The sequence below is a fragment of the Zhenhengia yiwuensis genome (assembly GCF_014384995.1).
In the GTDB taxonomy this organism is placed as follows: Bacteria; Bacillota; Clostridia; order Lachnospirales; family Cellulosilyticaceae; genus Zhenhengia; species Zhenhengia yiwuensis.
On sequence record NZ_JACRSY010000010.1, the window covers coordinates 1 to 17510 of the forward strand.

15 protein-coding genes are annotated in these 17510 nt (G+C 35.0%); 11 read left to right on the forward strand and 4 right to left on the reverse strand.

The annotated features are described in order from the left end of the window. Positions 1-421 precede the first annotated feature (421 nt). On the forward strand, positions 422-3349 hold the full coding sequence (locus H8718_RS07560) for an insulinase family protein (protein ID WP_249332461.1): 2928 nt from the start codon (positions 422-424) through the stop codon (positions 3347-3349). Between the two features lie 63 nt (positions 3350-3412). Next, positions 3413-3646: a hypothetical protein gene (locus H8718_RS07565; RefSeq protein WP_249332462.1), complete on the forward strand. Its 234-nt coding sequence runs from the start codon at positions 3413-3415 to the stop codon at positions 3644-3646. Positions 3647-3711: 65 nt separating this feature from the next. Here the strand turns inward: H8718_RS07565 and H8718_RS07570 are convergent, their stop codons facing one another. Beyond that, positions 3712-5346 (reverse strand): Na/Pi cotransporter family protein, encoded by a 1635-nt coding sequence (locus tag H8718_RS07570; protein WP_249332463.1) that lies wholly within the window; start codon positions 5344-5346, stop codon positions 3712-3714. A 430-nt stretch (positions 5347-5776) separates the two neighbouring features. On the opposite strand from H8718_RS07570, the gene H8718_RS21055 reads away from it, so the two are divergent. Next, positions 5777-5878, forward strand: a complete 102-nt coding sequence (locus H8718_RS21055; RefSeq protein WP_408646575.1) for a transporter associated domain-containing protein — start codon at positions 5777-5779, stop codon at positions 5876-5878. Positions 5879-6013: 135 nt separating this feature from the next. Here H8718_RS21055 and H8718_RS07575 read toward each other — a convergent pair whose 3' ends face one another. Genes H8718_RS07575 through H8718_RS07585 form a run of 3 tightly spaced genes read right to left on the reverse strand, consistent with a single transcriptional unit; the run spans position 6014 to position 8407 of the window. Continuing rightward, positions 6014-6763 carry an ABC transporter permease gene (locus H8718_RS07575; RefSeq protein ID WP_249332464.1) on the reverse strand — a complete coding sequence of 250 codons (750 nt, stop codon included), beginning with the start codon at positions 6761-6763 and terminating at the stop codon, positions 6014-6016. Further along, positions 6760-7494, reverse strand: coding sequence for an ABC transporter ATP-binding protein (locus tag H8718_RS07580; RefSeq protein ID WP_249332465.1), 735 nt, complete (start codon positions 7492-7494; stop codon positions 6760-6762). Before H8718_RS07580 ends, H8718_RS07575 begins: the two co-directional genes overlap by 4 nt. After that, positions 7487-8407, reverse strand: coding sequence for an ABC transporter substrate-binding protein (locus H8718_RS07585; protein ID WP_249332466.1), 921 nt, complete (start codon positions 8405-8407; stop codon positions 7487-7489). Before H8718_RS07585 ends, H8718_RS07580 begins: the two co-directional genes overlap by 8 nt. Positions 8408-8543: 136 nt before the next feature. Between H8718_RS07585 and H8718_RS07590 the strand changes: the two genes are divergently transcribed. The 8 genes from H8718_RS07590 to H8718_RS07625 all read left to right on the forward strand — a co-directional run bounded on the left by H8718_RS07590 (position 8544) and on the right by H8718_RS07625 (position 17373). Beyond that, positions 8544-9467 (forward strand): prenyltransferase, encoded by a 924-nt coding sequence (locus H8718_RS07590; RefSeq protein ID WP_249332467.1) that lies wholly within the window; start codon positions 8544-8546, stop codon positions 9465-9467. Between the two features lie 106 nt (positions 9468-9573). Beyond that, positions 9574-10494, forward strand: a complete 921-nt coding sequence (locus H8718_RS07595; protein WP_249332468.1) for a radical SAM protein — start codon at positions 9574-9576, stop codon at positions 10492-10494. Positions 10495-10534: 40 nt separating this feature from the next. Next, positions 10535-11158 (forward strand): sporulation membrane protein YtaF, encoded by a 624-nt coding sequence (ytaF, locus tag H8718_RS07600; RefSeq protein WP_177672234.1) that lies wholly within the window; start codon positions 10535-10537, stop codon positions 11156-11158. Between the two features lie 138 nt (positions 11159-11296). Further along, positions 11297-14035, forward strand: coding sequence for a calcium-translocating P-type ATPase, PMCA-type (locus H8718_RS07605; protein ID WP_249332469.1), 2739 nt, complete (start codon positions 11297-11299; stop codon positions 14033-14035). Positions 14036-14249: 214 nt separating this feature from the next. Continuing rightward, positions 14250-15593: a magnesium transporter gene (gene mgtE / locus H8718_RS07610; protein ID WP_249332470.1), complete on the forward strand. Its 1344-nt coding sequence runs from the start codon at positions 14250-14252 to the stop codon at positions 15591-15593. A 27-nt stretch (positions 15594-15620) separates the two neighbouring features. After that, complete coding sequence (rnhA, locus tag H8718_RS07615; protein WP_249332471.1) at positions 15621-16076, forward strand: ribonuclease HI; 456 nt, start codon at positions 15621-15623, stop codon at positions 16074-16076. 20 nt (positions 16077-16096) lie between these two features. Then, positions 16097-16468 (forward strand): hypothetical protein, encoded by a 372-nt coding sequence (locus H8718_RS07620; protein WP_249332472.1) that lies wholly within the window; start codon positions 16097-16099, stop codon positions 16466-16468. Between the two features lie 83 nt (positions 16469-16551). Continuing rightward, positions 16552-17373 carry an Mrp/NBP35 family ATP-binding protein gene (locus H8718_RS07625; RefSeq protein WP_249332473.1) on the forward strand — a complete coding sequence of 274 codons (822 nt, stop codon included), beginning with the start codon at positions 16552-16554 and terminating at the stop codon, positions 17371-17373. Positions 17374-17510: the final 137 nt, after the last annotated feature.

Below are 17510 nucleotides of genomic sequence, written 5' to 3' on the forward strand. Positions count from 1 at the left end.
CTTCTCCATTTAGATATGCCTGAACTACTTTTTTCTTAAATTCAAAACTATATTTTGCCATAAAAAGACTGACCCCCATAAGTTAGATTTTTTAGGTCTAACTTATGGGGGTCAGTTCAATAAATAAGGCGTTTTTTATTATGCAAAAATAATAGGTAACTCTTTAATAGAGTCTGTAACAGTCATTTGAGCCATATGAACGTTTTATATACGCATATCTTTTTGCTGCTAGAGAGTTTCTTAGAATGAGCAAAAATTTTTGGATGTTTTCAAGTATCGCCATAGATATATCCCCTTTTATTTCAGTGTGTTGAATATTATAATGATTTCTGATGTTTTTGGTAATAAGACTTACCTTTTAAACTGCTTAGGAGTACGTTATAATAGACAAATAGAGGTATTACCTAGAAAGGATAGAAGAATGAATTTAGAATGTAACCAAATTTATTATGGTTTTAAATTAATAGAAGAAAAGAATATTGAAGAAATAGAAGGTAAAGGGCGTATTTTTGAGCATCTTCAAAGTGGAGCAAGGCTGATTCAACTTGAGACGCCAGATACGAATAAAGTATTTACCATGTCTTTTAAGACTTTATCAAAAGATCATAGCGGGGTTGCGCATATAATTGAGCATGCTGTGTGTTGTGCATCACAAAAATATCCTCTTAAGGATACCTTCATAGAGATGGATAAAGGGTCTTTGAACACCAGTTTAAATGCGTGTACATATAAAGATATGACCATGTATTACTGTGCAAGTCAAAATGAAAAAGACCTACTTAATCTTATGGAAGTTTATATGGATTTAGTTTTCCATCCTTTAATTAAAGAGCGTGAATCTATTTTTAAACAAGAAGGATGGCATTATGTTTTAGAAGATGTATCAGAGGCGATTACCTATAATGGTATTGTCTACAATGAAATGAAGGGGGATTATGCAGAGCCTTCTACAAGACTGGAAGCTGCTATTCATGAAGCACTTTTTCCTGATACATGTTACCGTTATGATTCAGGTGGGAAGCCAGAGGCTATTACGCATTTAACAAGAGAGGCTTTTTTAGCCTTTTATGACCAGCATTATAAGCCGGCTAATTGTACTTTGTTCTTATATGGGGATGGGGATTTAATGAAACAGCTTGCCTTATTAGATGAAAAGTGTTTAAAGGATTTTTCAACTAGCAAGGTTTCTATGTCAATTCCTCTTCAAGAAACGTTCAAAAAGCCTAAGAAGGTAAATACTTATTATCCTATTACAGAAGAAGAGTGTATAGAAGATAAGACCATATGCTGTTTAAGTTTTGTGACAAAAGAGATTGAAGATGTGGAGACACGTATTGCTTTTGAAATACTTGAGCATATGTTACTAAAAAGTTCAGCTTCTCCTTTAACAAAGGAGCTCATCAGTGAGAAAGGCTTAGGGCAAACACTTGAAGAGGCTGGTTATGATACAGGAAAGAGACAACCTACTTTTTCTATTGTATTAAATGGAAGTAAGAGTGAGCATGCAGAGATGTTTAAAAAAACTGTATTTGAGGTGCTGCATAGACTTGTAACAGAAGGCATAGAAAAAGACCTGATAGATGCAGCCCTATCGGTTGTCAGCTTTGGTCTTCAAGAAGGTGACACACCTTGGGAGGCAAAAGGCGTTATTTATAGTGAAGAAGTACAAATGAGTGTGCTGTATGACCAACATCCTTTTAGACATTTAACTTATAAAAAGCATCTCCAGCATATACAAGAGCAAAAAGATAAGGGATATTTTGAAAGCTTAATTAAGCAGTATTTTCTAGATAATCCTCATTATGCTTTTATCATATTAGAGCCAAGTTATACACTTGAGGGAGAGGAAGAAGAAAGGCTTACAAAACAACTTGAAGCTTATAGGGAAACTTTATCAGAAGAAGACCTAGAGGCACTTATTGAAATGAATGCTAAATTAGATGCAGAACAAGATGAGCCGAATACTAAAGAAGCTTTAGCCCTACTCCCTCATTTAAGTGCGAGAGATTTAAAGCGTGAAGTATCTCAAGTAGTGATTAAAGAGGTGCAGTTAGAAGATGCTATACTTTATTTTAATCCAGAATATACAGGGCCTATTAGTTATCTCCATTTTCTTTTCGATACATCTCATGTTAAGCAGGAGCAACTACCCTATTTAGGCTTGCTTGCTAATCTTCTTACTTATGTAAGTACAAAGCATTATACGTATAATACCCTTGAAAATGAAATTAACAAGCAAACAGGTGGTCTGAACTGTTCTGTTAATGCTTATGCGCATTATGAGGACACTTGTTCTTATAAGCCATACTTTAAGATTTCATGCAAAGTTTTAAATGAGAAATTGCCTGTACTTCCTGATCTACTGAAGGAGATTACATTAAATAGTATCTTTAGTGAAAAGGATAAGATCAAAGAAATTATAGGTATGATGAAGTATGAGATTGAAAGAAGCTTTACAAGTTCACCAGAGTATAGAGCGACTAGAAGACTCTATACTTATTTTTCAGATGCAGCACTCTATGAAGATCATGTATCAGGTATGGTATACTATGTATTCCTAAAAGAACAGTATGAAAACTTTGATAGCTGTTGTGAGAAGCTTATGGATACGCTTACACAGCTTTATCATAGCATTATGCAAAGAAAAGCTCTTAAAATCAGTGTAACAGCAGAAGAACATGAGTATGAAATGTTAAAAGGGAAACTTGAAGATTTTGTAAAAGCGCTGCCAAGTATAGAGTCTAAAAAAGCAACTTATACTTTTGAAAGAACCATTCGAAATGAAGCCTATGTAACTTCAAGTAGTGTGCAAGCTATTGTGAGCGGATTTAACTTTAAACAGCTAGAGTACACTTTCCATGGGGCACTTCATATAGCAAGTCATATTTTAGACAGTACGTATCTTTGGGATAAAGTACGTCTTCAAGGAGGTGCTTATGGTGCGAGTATGATGCTTAGCCGAGATGGTAATATGGTACTTTCGTCTTATTGTGATCCAGGACTTGGTGAAACATTAGAAATCTTTAAAGGTATTGGGCATTATCTTGAAACCTTAGTCCTAGAAGAAGATGAACTAGAAAAATATAAGATTGGTACGATAGGTGGGTTAGATATGCCACTTACTATGGAGCAAAAGAGTGAACGAGCACTGATTTATAGCTTGTGCCAAGTCGAGTATGAAAAGTTACAAAGAGAGCGTGATCAAGTACTTGAGGCAACTTTAGAGGATATTCGTGCTCTAGGTAAAATGTTTGAGGCTGTTATGGCAAAGCAGGCTTTATGTGTTATAGGCAATAAAGCCAAAATAATGGAAGAAGCAGGTCTCTTTAAGGAAATTAGGAGTATATAGGCTTTACATTTACTTAAGATATGCTAAAATGAGAAAAGATTAACAGAAGATAGAGGTAAAATCATGACGAATCAAAAAGCACTAGATGTTCTTAAATTATTTTATTTCGGATGTCCAGATATGATGCAACTTGCTAAAAAAGTACGCCTTCCTAGAGAAGAAGTACGTGAAATTCTTAAAAGTGCCAGAAGTTGTGGGCTTATTAACTATAGTACAAATGATTATAATGAAGTTTTTGTAAATGTTAAAAAGCAAAAGTTAGGTGCTTACTTACGTAGTAAAGGTGCGCTAAGATAAACTTAAAAAGCTGATGCATAGCCTTAAAGAAGGAGGTGCATCAGCTTTTCTTTATTTAAGAGCTGTTAGAGAGTATCTGTAAGATAGAGCTCTGCTTGATAGCAGGTCTGGGCAATGTTAAGTAAGTGGTCTGAAATACGTTCAATATCAATAAGCATTTCGCTATAAAGCACACAAGCTTCAGGGGAACAGGAACTTAGATGAAGACGCTCAATTTGATTTTGTCTAAAACTTTGATTCATTTTATCAATGGTCTCTTCGGAGTAGAGTACATAATCTAGAGTTTCGACTCTATGAGTAGGATGGTTAGAGGCAATTTGATGGAAAGTGTCTAGAATGAGGAGACGCATTTGTTGAAGTTCCTTAAGTGTAGGTTCAGATAAGGTAAGGTTTTCATTATGTATACGCTCTTCGTATTGGGCAATATTTAAGGCATGGTCTCCAATACGTTCAATATCTCCTGTAATTTTAAATAAAGCATTTAACATCTTGGCATCTGCAAGAGGCATATCTGTTGCGGAAATTTTGCTGATATAGCGAATGATTTCCATATTTAAATAATCTAGATAGTGTTCATTCTTATAGACTAGATTGAGCTCGTCTATGCTATTTTTAGCTACTGCATCGAAAGCTAAAGTAACATTTTGCGTAGCTAATTTGAACATGCGATGAACTTCTTTGCAAAGCTGAGAAAGAGCAATGGCAGTTGAACCAATTTGATAAGGTTTAACAAATTCAAGCTGCATTTCTGGCTCACTTAAATCTTCTCCAGGAAGAAGTTTCCTTGCAATAGCAGCAAGAAGATTACCAAAAGGTAAAAGGAGTAGGGTTGTTGTAATATTAAAGAGAGTATGGACATTGGCAATTTGTGCAGCAGGTGAATTTGGCGTAAAGTGTGCTACCCAATCTGTAAAAGGTAAAGTTAAAGCAATAGTCACAAAAAGAAGTGTACCAATAATATTAAAGAGCAAATGAATAATAGTAGTACGTTTAGCGTTATGATTGGTGCCGATAGAAGCAATGATAGCCGTAATACATGTACCGATATTTTGCCCAAATAAAATATAAATACTGCTGTTTAGACCAATAAGCCCACTTGAAGCAAGCGTTTGTAAAATACCAATAGAAGCAGAGGAACTTTGAATAAGCGCGGTAAAGAGTGCACCAGCAGCTATACCAAATAGAGGATTTGAGAAGCTGGTCATCATTTTAATAAAGAAGGTAGAGTCACGAAGTGGTACCATGGCATTCCCCATAAAATCCATACCAATAAAGAGAATCCCCAAGCCCGCAATGATTTCACCAATGCATCTGGTACGTTTAGATTTAAAAAATAAGATAATCATAACACCTATAAAGGCAATAAGCGGGGCTAATGCACCAATATCTAGTGCAATAAGTTGCCCTGTAATAGTCGTACCAATATTAGCACCCATAATAACCCATACAGCCTGATTTAAGGTCATGAGTCCAGAGTTAACAAAACCTACAACCATAACAGTAGTTGCAGAAGAACTCTGAATAAGAGCTGTAATAACCATACCTACAAAAACGCCTAGAAACCGATTAGAGGTTAGTTTTTCTAAGATACCTTTTAGTTTATTTCCAGCAGCAGTTTCTAGTCCTTCGCTCATCATTTTCATGCCATAAAGAAAGAGTCCAAGTCCTCCAAGTAGTAACATAAAATCTGTGATTTTCATTAAAAATCCTCCCTATAGATTATAATGATTCCATGTTACCTAGTTTAATAGGAATGAAAATTTAGTACAAATAGCTTTTTAAGTCATTTTAGGCTTGAATAAGCAGTTTTTGTGTAGCTTTTATAAATAAGCTTTAATTTATATTATTTTTCAATAAATATAAAAAATCTATTTATATAAAAAAACAAGCTGAGAAAGGTAGTAAAGAGGCCCAGCTTCTTATTCCTATTATAAGTGCACTGTTAACTTTTTAGCTACCATACAAGTAGGTGTAACTTTATCAGGTCTCCTTACCTCAGCAATAGCAGCAGAAAAATTTGTAGATTTACTTGAAGTGATTGAGGGGAATATCCAGGATAAATAGGACCTAGAGGCTGTTAAAATTGAAAAGCTTGCAGAAGATGTTTAGATTCTCGATGAAAGTGTATCTATTGAAGAGGTTGAGAGGCTATTAGATGTTGATTTGTTTAAGGGAGAAGACTGTGAGACAATAGGGGGTTTTATTATTAAAGAGATTGGTAGGATTTCTTAAAAAGATAGTAGAATTAAACTAGCGCTTAAGGAAGGCTATGAGCTAAGTATTTTAGAAGTAGATAAAAACGTATTAAGAAAGTGACTATTTGCAAGGTCTTAACATAAATAAAGGAGCTTCTTTAAGCAAGCTCCTTTATTGTGTCCATGGACAGCATTTTAATTCTATAAGATCAATGAGTTTAAAGAGGACAAAACCCATAAGACTAAGAGCAATAATACCTGCAAACATTTTAGGGTAGTCTACCATAGACCAGGCATTCATAACGAGGTAACCAATACCATAAGTAGTAGCATAATTTTCAGCAAAAAATAAAGTTGCAATAGCAACACCTAGACTGACTCTTAAAGCTGAAAAAAGTTTAGGGAGAATAGCTGGAAATACAAGGTGTTTAAACTGATCGTAAGGACTAAGCCCTAAACTTTTCATAGACTGAAATAAAGTATAAGGAATTTCTTTTACGCCATCACGGACAGCAAGAAATACTTGAAAAATCATAATAGAGACCATCAGTATAACTTTAGAGGCATCCCCTATACCAAAGAAAATCATAAAAATAGGTAGAAAAGCAACCTTAGGAAGAGGATACAAAATATACGTAATAGGAGAAAGTAACCGGTCTGGTAACGTATAAAGCCCACACAAAATCCCTAAAGGTACTGCAATCATGAGAGAAATCACAAGTGCAAGGAGCATTCGGTATAAACTTGTAATGAGGTGGCGCCACAGTTCAGTTGGAAGGAGTACAAAAAATTTGGTAATGGCTTCAAGCGGTGCAGGTATAACATTAGAGTTTACACATAAACTTAAAACTTGCCATAGAAATAGAATGCTTAAAAGACCATATAAAGTAGGACGAGTAACCAGTTTTTTAAAACGAGTCATGATGAGACCTCCTCTTTAAGGAGCTTGCGAATTTGAAGCACTTGTTCATAAAAAGCAAGCGTTTCTTTAGCTTTTAGATCGCCAAAGAATGGATTCTCTAGAACTGTTTTAATTTGTCCTTTGTCCATAATAACAATTTGTTTACCAAGCAGAACAGCTTCTTCAATATTATGAGTAATGAGTACAAGTGTAGTAGGCTTATGGTGATAAAGTGATAAAATAAGTTCTTGCAGATGTTCTTTATTAAGATCATCTAAAGCTGAAGTTGCTTCATCTAATAAGAGTAAATCAGGTTCACGTACAAGTGTTCGAGCAATACTACAGCGTTGCTTTTGCCCACCACTAAGCTGATGAGGATACTTATTTTGGTACTTTGTAAGTCCTAGTTGATTAAGAACTTCTATTATTTTTTTATGTTTTTGCTCATGAGAAAGTTTAAAGGGAACAAGTGCTAGAGCCACGTTATCATACACTGTTTTCCAAGGTAGAAGACCTAAGTCTTGCAAAATGAGGCCTGTACTTTGGCGAATACCAGCTAATGGTGTTTGATTAATAAGAAGCGATCCTGCTTCGGGTTTATAAAGACCAGCTAAAAGCATAAGGAGCGTTGTTTTACCACATCCAGAAGGACCAATAATAGCACAAGTAGAGTGCTTAGGAATAGTTAAATGAAGGTGATTTAGAACCACCTCCCCTTCATAGGAGAAGGAGAGGTTATAGATATTAATCATTATTTACAAATTTTCCTTCAATAAGGTTACTTGGAACGAGGTTAAGTTCTTGGTTAAGTGTTTCACTAGACCAATCCATTATTTTTTGAATATAAGCTTCTTCTGGTAAGTGTGCTAAGCTATAAGTTGGTAGGATGATATCATCTTGAATAGCTGGATTAAGGTTAAGTTTTTCGATAAGAAGTGTACGTGCTTCATCTGGATTTTCCATAAGGTCCTGAGCAGCTTTATTATAGCCTTCATGGAAACGTGCAATAGCTTCTTCTTTTTCTGTTAAAGCTTTGTCTGTAAAGGCCATAACATTAGGACAAATACCATCTTCAGGTGTATAAATTCTTTTTTCAAGAGCCCCATTTGCTGCGCCGTTAGAAGCCATTGGTTCTGGGAACAGTCCCATATCTACCTGACCAGATTTAATCATTTCAAGACGGGCTGGGATATCATTAATAAATACTTTTTCAATGGTATAGTCATCACCTAACCATTCATCAATAAGGAAGTTAGAAACAGATACTTCCATCATAGCTACTTTAATTTCAGGAGTTTCTTCATAACCTGCTCGAACAAGTACAGGGAATACACCATCTGTAAGTGTTGTAGCTTTAAGGTCGAATCCACCATTTATATTTGTAGCAACTGCAATAAGATCAGTCATAGCGCCATCAATAGCATATGTCTGAAGAGCTGTCTGACGATCACCGGCATTGTTAAAAAGTTCGATAGTAAGATCAAGACCAAGTTCATCAAAGTAGCCTTTTTCTTCTGCAAGGTAAATAGGTGCAGTATCTACTGCAGGCATTACACCAATTTTAAGAGAGAGCGTTTCTTCTGGTGCGTTAGAAGAAGTACTGCATCCAGCGAGTATAAGTGTAGGGATGAGCGTAAGTGTTGCAACAAGTTTCTTGCATTTCATGTTATATCCTCCGATGTTAAAAAAGTGTTAAATAAAAAACAATCTTTATTGTACTATACATAAATAAGGTTGTGCAATGTTTAAATTTATGTCATAATAAGAAAATGACTTTAAAGAAGGACATATAGGTGAGAAGATGAAAAGAGATTTAAATTATTTTAAAGTATTGATAAAGGACGTATGGATTGCGTCAAGACCGCTTTCTTTAACCCTTGCAGTAGCTTCTACAACACTTGGAATTGTTGTAGCCTACAATCAAGGTTATTTATTTAACAGTCAAGTTGCTCTTGATTGGTTTAAAATTATTTTAATTACAGTGGCGGGGATTTTGGCTCAATTAGGTGCGAACTTTATCAATGATTACTTTGAAGGTTCTTTTAGATATCATAGGCCTTCAGGAAGAAAAATTAAGTTTTTAGGTGTAGAACGTACATATTTTGATATACTTGTCTTTATGTGTGGCATGGGCTCTTTTGCAGGTGCTGCAGTAATAGGAATCTTACTCATTCTCCTAACAAATATGCAGATGTTTTGGATTGGGATTATAGGAATTATTGGTTCGTATGCTTATACGGGGGAGCCTTTTGTCTATAAACGTAGAGGATTAGGTGTTCCGCTTTCATTCTTGCTTATGGGACCTTTAATGGTATATGGTGCGTATTTCCCATTTGGTATGGGCTTTTCATGGACACCTGTTTTAATTGCATTGCCACCAAGTTTTTTCATTCCAGCACTTATGATTAGTAATGAAATGCGTGATTTTACACGTGATAAGGGCTTAAGTCTTGGAACACTAAGTGTACGTATTGGGAGTGAGAAGAGTAAAAAACTTTATGCAACACTTGTGTTTGGCGCATATGTTTTAACGGCTATTTATGTTGTATTAGGAATCTGCCCATTGCCTGCTTTATTAGTATTCTTTACTTTACCACTTGCTTTTAAAGCTTATAAATGTGTAGCAAGCTTTAAAGGACTAGGTATTCCTTATACGAACAACTTACATTGGCTATTTAACTTAATCTTTATTGGAAGCTTATTGATACAAGGTTTCCTACGTTAAAAGAGGGCTTAGGCTCTCTTTTTTATGTTTTACTTTATTTTACTCTGAAAGAAAATGTTTATATAATAAGAGAAACGGATGAGATTGAAAAAAGGAGAGCTAAGGGATGGATGAATCATTATTAAAACAATGCACATTATGTCCAAGAGAATGCAGAGTAAATCGTTTAGAAGGACAATTAGGTTTTTGCAGGGCAGATGGACAAGTAGAGATTGCAAGGGCTGCCCTACATCATTGGGAAGAGCCTTGCTTATCAGGAGAGAAAGGCTCAGGAACTATTTTCTTTTCACATTGCACATTAGGGTGTGTATTTTGTCAAAACTATGAGATTAGCACAATGGGAAAAGGCAAAGTTATATCTATAGAGCGACTAGCAGATATTTGCTTGGAGTTGCAGGCGAAGGGGGCACACAATATTAATTTTGTTACACCCACTCACTACAGCATTCAGATTATAGAAGCCATCAAACTTGCTAGGACAAAAGGACTGCATCTGCCTATTGTGTATAACACAAGTGGTTATGAGAAAGTAGAAACACTGAAACGACTTGAAGGGTACGTAGATATTTATTTGCCGGATTTTAAGTATTTTAAATCGAGCTATGGTAAGAAGTATTCAAGAGCTGCCCATTATGGTGATTATGCCAAAGCAGCCATTGGGGAAATGGTAAGACAAGTAGGAACAGCTTGTTTTAATGAGGCAGGGATGATGGTAAAGGGGGTTATTGTAAGGCATCTTATGTTGCCAGGACTACTTTTTGATTCTAAGCATATTGTCGAGTATCTGTATAACACCTATAAGGATCAGGTTTACATTAGCTTAATGAATCAGTATACACCTCTTAAGCATGTAGCTAAGTATCCAGAACTGAATCGTCCTTTAAGTCCTAAGCATTATGATTATATGGTGGAATATGCCTTAGCTATAGGCATTGAAAATGGCTTTATACAGGAAGGAGAGACGAATAAAGAAAGTTTCATTCCACCTTTCAATGAGGAGGGTGTAGAACCTTTTTCTTCCAACTAGCATATAAATAGAGATAGAGAAAAGAAATTAGGTGATCAATATGATAGAAATTTTATTGTTGGTTATAGCTCTATCCATAGATGCTTTTGTGGCAAGTTTGGCCTATGGCGCAGATCGTATTAAAATTCCTGTACGTTCTGCTATGGCTTTAAGCATAGTAAGTGCTTTTATTTTACTTATCTCTATGGCAGGGGGATCACTTATTAGTACACTCTTGCCAGCTTATGCGACCACCGTTTTATGTTTTGGACTTTTATTTTTATTAGGTATTAGTAGATTTTGTGAAGGACTTATTAAAGATTTTCTAAAGAAGCATTCCAACCATGTACAAGGTATTACATTTAAGTTTTGGGATTTTCATTTTATCTTGGATATTTATATGGATAATACAAGGGCTGACCAGGACCATTCTAAAGAACTAAGTATTAAAGAGGCACTTTCTTTAGGTATTGTACTCTCTTTGGATGGTATTGCAGCAGGGTTTGGAAGTGGTCTTGTAGAAGTTCATTATATAGAAACACTTATTTTAGCACTCCTTATAGGGCTGTTTTCTATTTTATTAGGTGCTCGTATAGGGGAACATATTGCCCAAACAACTAAATGGAATATTTCCTGGTTAAGTGGTATTACCTTAATTATTCTAGCTTTTATGAAACTTTTTTAAAGGACTGCTCTTTGCAGTCCTTTTTATAATGCCCCAAATAAGATAAGTATTTTAGATTAAGGTTTAAGTGGAATAATATGGACAAGGCGTACATATAAATAGAGTACAAATTACTTAAGTCAAAGTGAGGAGGATACTATGGAGAATAAGTATTATAGGCAACCAAAGGAAAGTGTACTTAGGTCGCTGAAAGTATCGGAAGAGAAAGGACTTACACACAAAGAAGCAGATAATAGGCTTAGAGAATATGGTAAAAACGAATTTACAAAGCCTAAACAAGCTAGTCTGCTTCAAGAAGTTAAAGAAATACTGGGACAGCAACTTATTATCATATTACTTATTGCAGCGGGTATTAGCCTGCTCATTAAAGAATATCATGATGCCATTGGGATTTGTTTGGCTATTTTAATAGGGAGTGTGATAGGGCTAGTAACTGAAAATAAATCCAAAAAAGCGGCTGAAGCTCTCGCACAAATGACAGAGGATATACGTGTAAAAGTGCTAAGGGATGGAAAAAAAGAGGTCATACATAAAAGTGAAGTTGTAGTAGGAGATATTGTTTTTCTAGAAACAGGAGACATGATTCCTGCAGATGGACGTATTTTAAAAAGTGTCGAGCTTAAAGTACGAGAGGATATGCTAACAGGTGAATCTGATGATGTACGTAAGGAAGAGTGTACGGTGAGTTCAGACCATTTAGCAGAGCAGAAGAATATGCTTTTTGGGGGAACACTTATCGCTCTTGGTACAGCGACTATGGTTGTAACAGCTATAGGAGACCACACTGAGATGGGAAGTATTGCCAAGGAATTAGGAGAGCGTGAGGAAGATACACCACTTCAGATTAAACTTGATAACTTAGGAAAGAAGATTTCTCAAATTTCTACAGCTGTTGCAGGCATGTTATTTGTTTATATGCTTGTACAGATTATACAGGAAGCACCTATTCATATGAGTCTTGCTAATGGACAAGCTTTTAGAAACTCTATGAAAGGTCTGGCTGCATGCTTTCCAGAGATTAAAACAGCCTTTGTTGTATGTGTAGCTTTGATTGTAGCGGCTGTGCCAGAAGGCTTAACCACTATGATTAATATTACACTTGCTATTACTATGAAACAGATGGCTAAAATTAATGCTTTAGTACGTAAAAAAGAAGCGTGTGAAACTATAGGAAGTGTAAGTGTAATCTGTAGCGATAAAACAGGTACATTAACACAGAACCGTATGCAAGTAGCAAAAGTATATCTTGAAGGACATTATGTCGAGCCATCTAAGCTAAGTGAACATAAAGACTTTGTACATAACTGTTTGATTAATAGCACAGCAGATGTAGATTATAGCTCACCAGAACCTAAGTATATAGGAAGTGCTACAGAATGTGCGCTTCTTCGTCTTTGTAAAGACTTTAATTATCAAACAGCAAGAGAGATTAGTGATATTGTAAGACAGGTTCCTTTTAATTCTCAGAATAAATATATGCTCACTATGATTCATACCCCTAACCATTATATACTTTATTCTAAAGGCGCACCTGAAGTTATACTTGAACAATGCGGTTATGAATTAATAGAGGGGAGTATAAAACCTTTAACAGGGACGCGTAAACAGGAGATTATACGAGAAATGAGTCAGCTTCAAAAAGAAGCTATGCGTGTATTAGCTTTTGGGTATAAAGAAAGTATAGAGCCTAAGGATTATCGAACAAGAGCAGATTGGAAGAGAGAACTTGTATTCCAAGGTTTTGTAGGTATTAATGATCCACTTAGAGAAGGTGTTGTAGATTCCATTGCTATAGCTAGAGAAGGTGGCATTGAAACGAAAATGCTTACAGGAGATAACATTCAGACAGCTATGGCAATTGGTAAGGAACTGGGTATGATTGGTGAAGGATCTAAGATGCGTGCAGTTGAATCTACTTATATTGACCAATTAGATGATAAACAATTAGCAGATGAAATTAAAACCATTGGTATTGTAGCACGTTCTAAGCCAACTACTAAAATGCGTATTGTACAAGCTCTTCAGAAAAATGGAGAGGTTGTAGCCGTAACAGGAGATGGTATTAATGATGCCCCTGCTCTTACTAAAGCAGATGTAGGTGTAGCTATGGGGATTGCAGGGACAGAAGTAAGTAAAAATGCAGCAGATATTATTCTAACAGATGATAGTTTTAGTACGATTGTACAAGCTATTAAATGGGGACGTGGTATTTATAATAACTTCCAACGTTTTATACAGTTTCAGCTTACTGTCAATGTTATAGCCTTTCTTATTGCAGTGCTGAGTCAACTTATGGGTTATGATATGCCATTTACTACGATACATCTCTTATGGATTAACCTGATCATGGATGGGCCTCCTGCTCTTGTATTAGGATTAGAACCTATTCGTGAATCGGTGATGAAGCGTAAACCTACGTCAAGAAATGCAAGTATTATTAATAAATTTATGATTTTAACTATAGGACTTAATAGTCTTTATATTGCTATCGTATTATATTTGCAAATTAAACTAAACTTCTTAGGTGCAAATCTAAATCATGTTATAGGCAATGCCAGTGAAGTGCAAACTGTACTGTTTAGTCTTTTTGCTTTTTCAGTGCTCTTTAATGCCTTTAACTGTAGAGAGTTTGGTATTGCAAGTATATTCCCTAACTTTACAAAGAATAAGATGTTCCTAAGGGTCATTGCTTTAACAGCGTGCCTGCAGATTCTTATTACACAGTTTGTAGGTAAATTCTTTAATGCTGTACCACTAACAGCTAATATGTGGGGCAAAATTATATTAGTAGGTCTTTCTGTTATCGTTGTTAATGAAGTACTTAAATTAGCCTTTAGAATAGCAAGTAAAGTACTTCATCAATCTATTGACAGATAAAAAACCATTAGGTATGATAAAAAGTAAGAAATAGAGAAACTTAAAAGACTTTTTGTGAAATACAAAAAGTCTTTTTTATGGTGTTAAGGAGGTGGTATGAATGGATTCGCATGAGCAGAGGCAAAATAAACAAGAGATGGAAAGTTTACCAGATAGGGAAGAAGCTAGTCATACCCCATTACGAGACTTCCCCATCTAAGAGAGGGGATCCACTATGAAATTGAATATGAATAAAGAAGAGTTTAGAAAATTTCTATTACATGCACCACAGTCAAAGGTGATGCAGTACATAGAAGATGTACATCCAGTAGATATTTTAGATATTCTAAGAGATGATGAAGAAGATGCGCAAGATATACTGGGGCGTCTACCTGAAAATTATATTGCTCAGATTATAGACGAAGCTGAGACAGAAGAAAAGTATCATTTTCTCATGCAGTTTAGTGAGAATAAGCAAAAAAACATTATGGAGGCCATGTCTTCAGATGAACTTACAGACTTATTAGGCATTTTAGATGAGGATCAGGCTAATAAACTCTTAGCTAGAATGACAGAAGAAGATGCGAGGAAAGTAAGGCAACTTTTAAGTTACGAACCAGATACTGCAGCGGGTATTATGGCAACAGAGTTTATCTGTATTAAAGAGTATATGAATGTAGAAGAGACCCTAAGATACCTTCAGGCTAATCAAGAAGAAATGGACAATGCCTATAACCTTTATGTTATTGATAGCTTAGACAGGCTTAAAGGCGTTGTTTCTTTAAAAGATTTAGTAAGTTCTGCTTTTACAACATCTATTAGAGAAATTATACAGACGAATGTAGAAAGCATTCCTTATCATATGGATCAGGAAGAAGTAGGACACTTGTTTGAAAAGTATGGGTATTTAACGATGCCTGTTGTAGATCATATAGGAAGACTTTTAGGAATTGTTACTGTAGATGATGTGATGCAGATTTTGCGTGATGAAAATACAGAAGATATTCACAAGCTAGGTGGTGTAGGTGAAGGTGAAAAACTCAATGGTACTTTAAAAGAATCTGTGCGAAGTAGATTGCCATGGCTTTTAGTTAATTTATTAACGGCTATTTTAGCATCAGCCATTGTAGGTTTATTTGAAGGAACTATTGAAAAGGTTGTTTCGCTAGCTACCTTTATGCCTATTGTAGCAGGTATGGGTGGTAATGCAGGGACACAGACCCTTACTGTTATGGTAAGAGGACTAGCCTTAGGTGAATTAGACTATAAACATATCAAAAAGGTTTTATTTAAAGAAATTGGTATTGGAACCATTACAGGTATATCTATAGGATGTATTATTGCTGTTTTAGGTTATATGTGGGAAGGTAATATAATCTTTGGTCTTGTTATAGGTATTGCTATGGTTCTGAATATGATTGTAGCAACACTTTCTGGATTTACCGTACCTATTGTACTGAAAAAAATTAAAGTAGATCCAGCACTTGCATCTTCAGTATTTGTGACAACTTTTACAGATGTCTTAGGCTTTTTCTTTTTCTTAGGTCTTGCTACACTATTTATACACTATCTCGTTTAGAAGAAAAGGAGCATAAAAGGAGTTTATATGGATAAAATTATTATTTACTGTGATGGCGGTTGTAGAGGAAACGGTAGAGAAGACAATGTAGGTGGATGGGGTGTTTATCTAACTTACAAAGGAAATGAAAAAGAACTTTATGGTGGTACAAAAGGTACAACCAATAATATTATGGAGCTGACTGCTTGCATACAAGCCTTAAGAGCTTTAAAAAGACATGATATTCCAGTAGAAGTAATGGTAGATAGTGCTTATGTATTAAATGGTATTACGAACTGGATTTATAACTGGATGAAAAAAGGATGGGTGACTTCCAAAAAAGAACCAGTGGAAAATAAAGAACTATGGCAGCGACTTTATGAAGAAAAACAGAAATTCACGAATATCACCTTTATTAAAGTAAAAGGGCATTCTGATAATGTAGGGAATAACAGGGCAGATGCTTTAGCTAATAAAGGAATGGATGAAGTAACATTAAGATAGGCTTTAGGAGGAATTAGAAAATGGCTAACATTGGGGTTTTCTTTTGTACAGAAGATGAAATACTTACACACATGTATGAAAGACATGATGGGAAACAACAAGGGGTAATCTTTAATCCCCCAGAAGGACATGATCGTGTATGGAGAAATAAATTTGAGAAAGAGCATAAAGAAAAGTATGATTTTTGGCCCATAGGCAGAGTAAGTTATAACACAAATAGCAGACAGTATATTATTTATCATGATAAATGTTTAGGTAAGGATGTTTTAGAAAAAGTACGAGTATTATTTAATGTACCAGATGAAGTCGTGCGTTATGTTGTGGATGACTATTATAGCTGCCAAGAGTGTCGTAAAAAAATTATAGATGATGATGAAAATTTATACTGGTAGAATTAAAAATGTGCAAAATTTGACATGATCTATAATTAATCATACAATAAATATATAAATGTTATTGTTAGAAAGGGGAAAATATGTCAAATTGTAGTTCTTGTCCATCACATGGTTCATGTTCTAAAAGTGAGTCAAGTTGTGGTGTACAAAATAATCCAAATAATAAAATTAAAAAAATCATTGGTGTTATGAGTGGCAAGGGCGGCGTTGGTAAGTCTACTTTATCTGTTCTTATTGCTAAAGCTTTAAATAAAAAAGGTTTTAAAGTAGGTGTCATGGATGCTGATATTACAGGACCAAGTATACCTAGACTTCTTCATATTAAAGATGAGAAAGCTATGACTACAGGTGAGACCATTCACCCTGTTGCAACACAAGAAGGCATTAAAGTTATGTCTTTAAACTTATTGATTGAAGATGAAAATCAACCTGTAATTTGGAGAGGGCCTGTTATTGCAGGTGCTGTCAAACAATTTTATACAGATGTTTTATGGGGTGAACTTGATTATTTAGTGATTGATATGCCACCAGGAACAGGAGATGTAGCACTTACAGTGATGCAATCTATTCCAATGACAGGCATTGTTATGATTTCAACACCACAAGATATGGTATCTATGATTGTTTCAAAAGCTATCAATATGGCTAGAAAAATTGATATTCCAGTACTTGGTGTTATTGAAAATATGAGTTATGTCTTATGTCCAGACTGTGATAAGAAAATTAGAATCTTTAACAAAGAAGGTATGGATCAGTTCTTAAGTAATATGGATGTAGAACTTCTTGGGGAATTGCCTATGATGACTGAAATCAGTAGCTTATCCGAAAATGTAATGCCTATTACAAATGAAGAAGTTCAAAATGTGTTAGAAAAAACAACTCAAAAGATTATAAATGCCTAATATAAATTTTATATAAAATTTATGAGATAGATATGGCTTTATGAGTCAATATAGAGTATGATAGTTAGGACAATAGGAAAACTATTGTCCTATTTTTATTTTATTGAATCAATACGCATGAATTATAGCGTGGATGC

Coding starts and splice junctions, on each gene's coding strand:
- H8718_RS07620 (WP_249332472.1), top strand. CDS start 16,097: ATGGCTAACATTGGGGTTTTCTTTTGTACAGAAGATGAAATACTTACA.
- H8718_RS07560 (WP_249332461.1), top strand. CDS start 422: ATGAATTTAGAATGTAACCAAATTTATTATGGTTTTAAATTAATAGAA.
- H8718_RS07575 (WP_249332464.1), bottom strand. CDS start 6,763: ATGACTCGTTTTAAAAAACTGGTTACTCGTCCTACTTTATATGGTCTT.
- H8718_RS07605 (WP_249332469.1), top strand. CDS start 11,297: ATGGAGAATAAGTATTATAGGCAACCAAAGGAAAGTGTACTTAGGTCG.
- rnhA (WP_249332471.1), top strand. CDS start 15,621: ATGGATAAAATTATTATTTACTGTGATGGCGGTTGTAGAGGAAACGGT.
- H8718_RS07585 (WP_249332466.1), bottom strand. CDS start 8,407: ATGAAATGCAAGAAACTTGTTGCAACACTTACGCTCATCCCTACACTT.
- H8718_RS07570 (WP_249332463.1), bottom strand. CDS start 5,346: ATGAAAATCACAGATTTTATGTTACTACTTGGAGGACTTGGACTCTTT.
- H8718_RS07565 (WP_249332462.1), top strand. CDS start 3,413: ATGACGAATCAAAAAGCACTAGATGTTCTTAAATTATTTTATTTCGGA.
- H8718_RS07580 (WP_249332465.1), bottom strand. CDS start 7,494: ATGATTAATATCTATAACCTCTCCTTCTCCTATGAAGGGGAGGTGGTT.
- ytaF (WP_177672234.1), top strand. CDS start 10,535: ATGATAGAAATTTTATTGTTGGTTATAGCTCTATCCATAGATGCTTTT.
- mgtE (WP_249332470.1), top strand. CDS start 14,250: ATGAAATTGAATATGAATAAAGAAGAGTTTAGAAAATTTCTATTACAT.
- H8718_RS07625 (WP_249332473.1), top strand. CDS start 16,552: ATGTCAAATTGTAGTTCTTGTCCATCACATGGTTCATGTTCTAAAAGT.
- H8718_RS07590 (WP_249332467.1), top strand. CDS start 8,544: ATGAAAAGAGATTTAAATTATTTTAAAGTATTGATAAAGGACGTATGG.
- H8718_RS07595 (WP_249332468.1), top strand. CDS start 9,574: ATGGATGAATCATTATTAAAACAATGCACATTATGTCCAAGAGAATGC.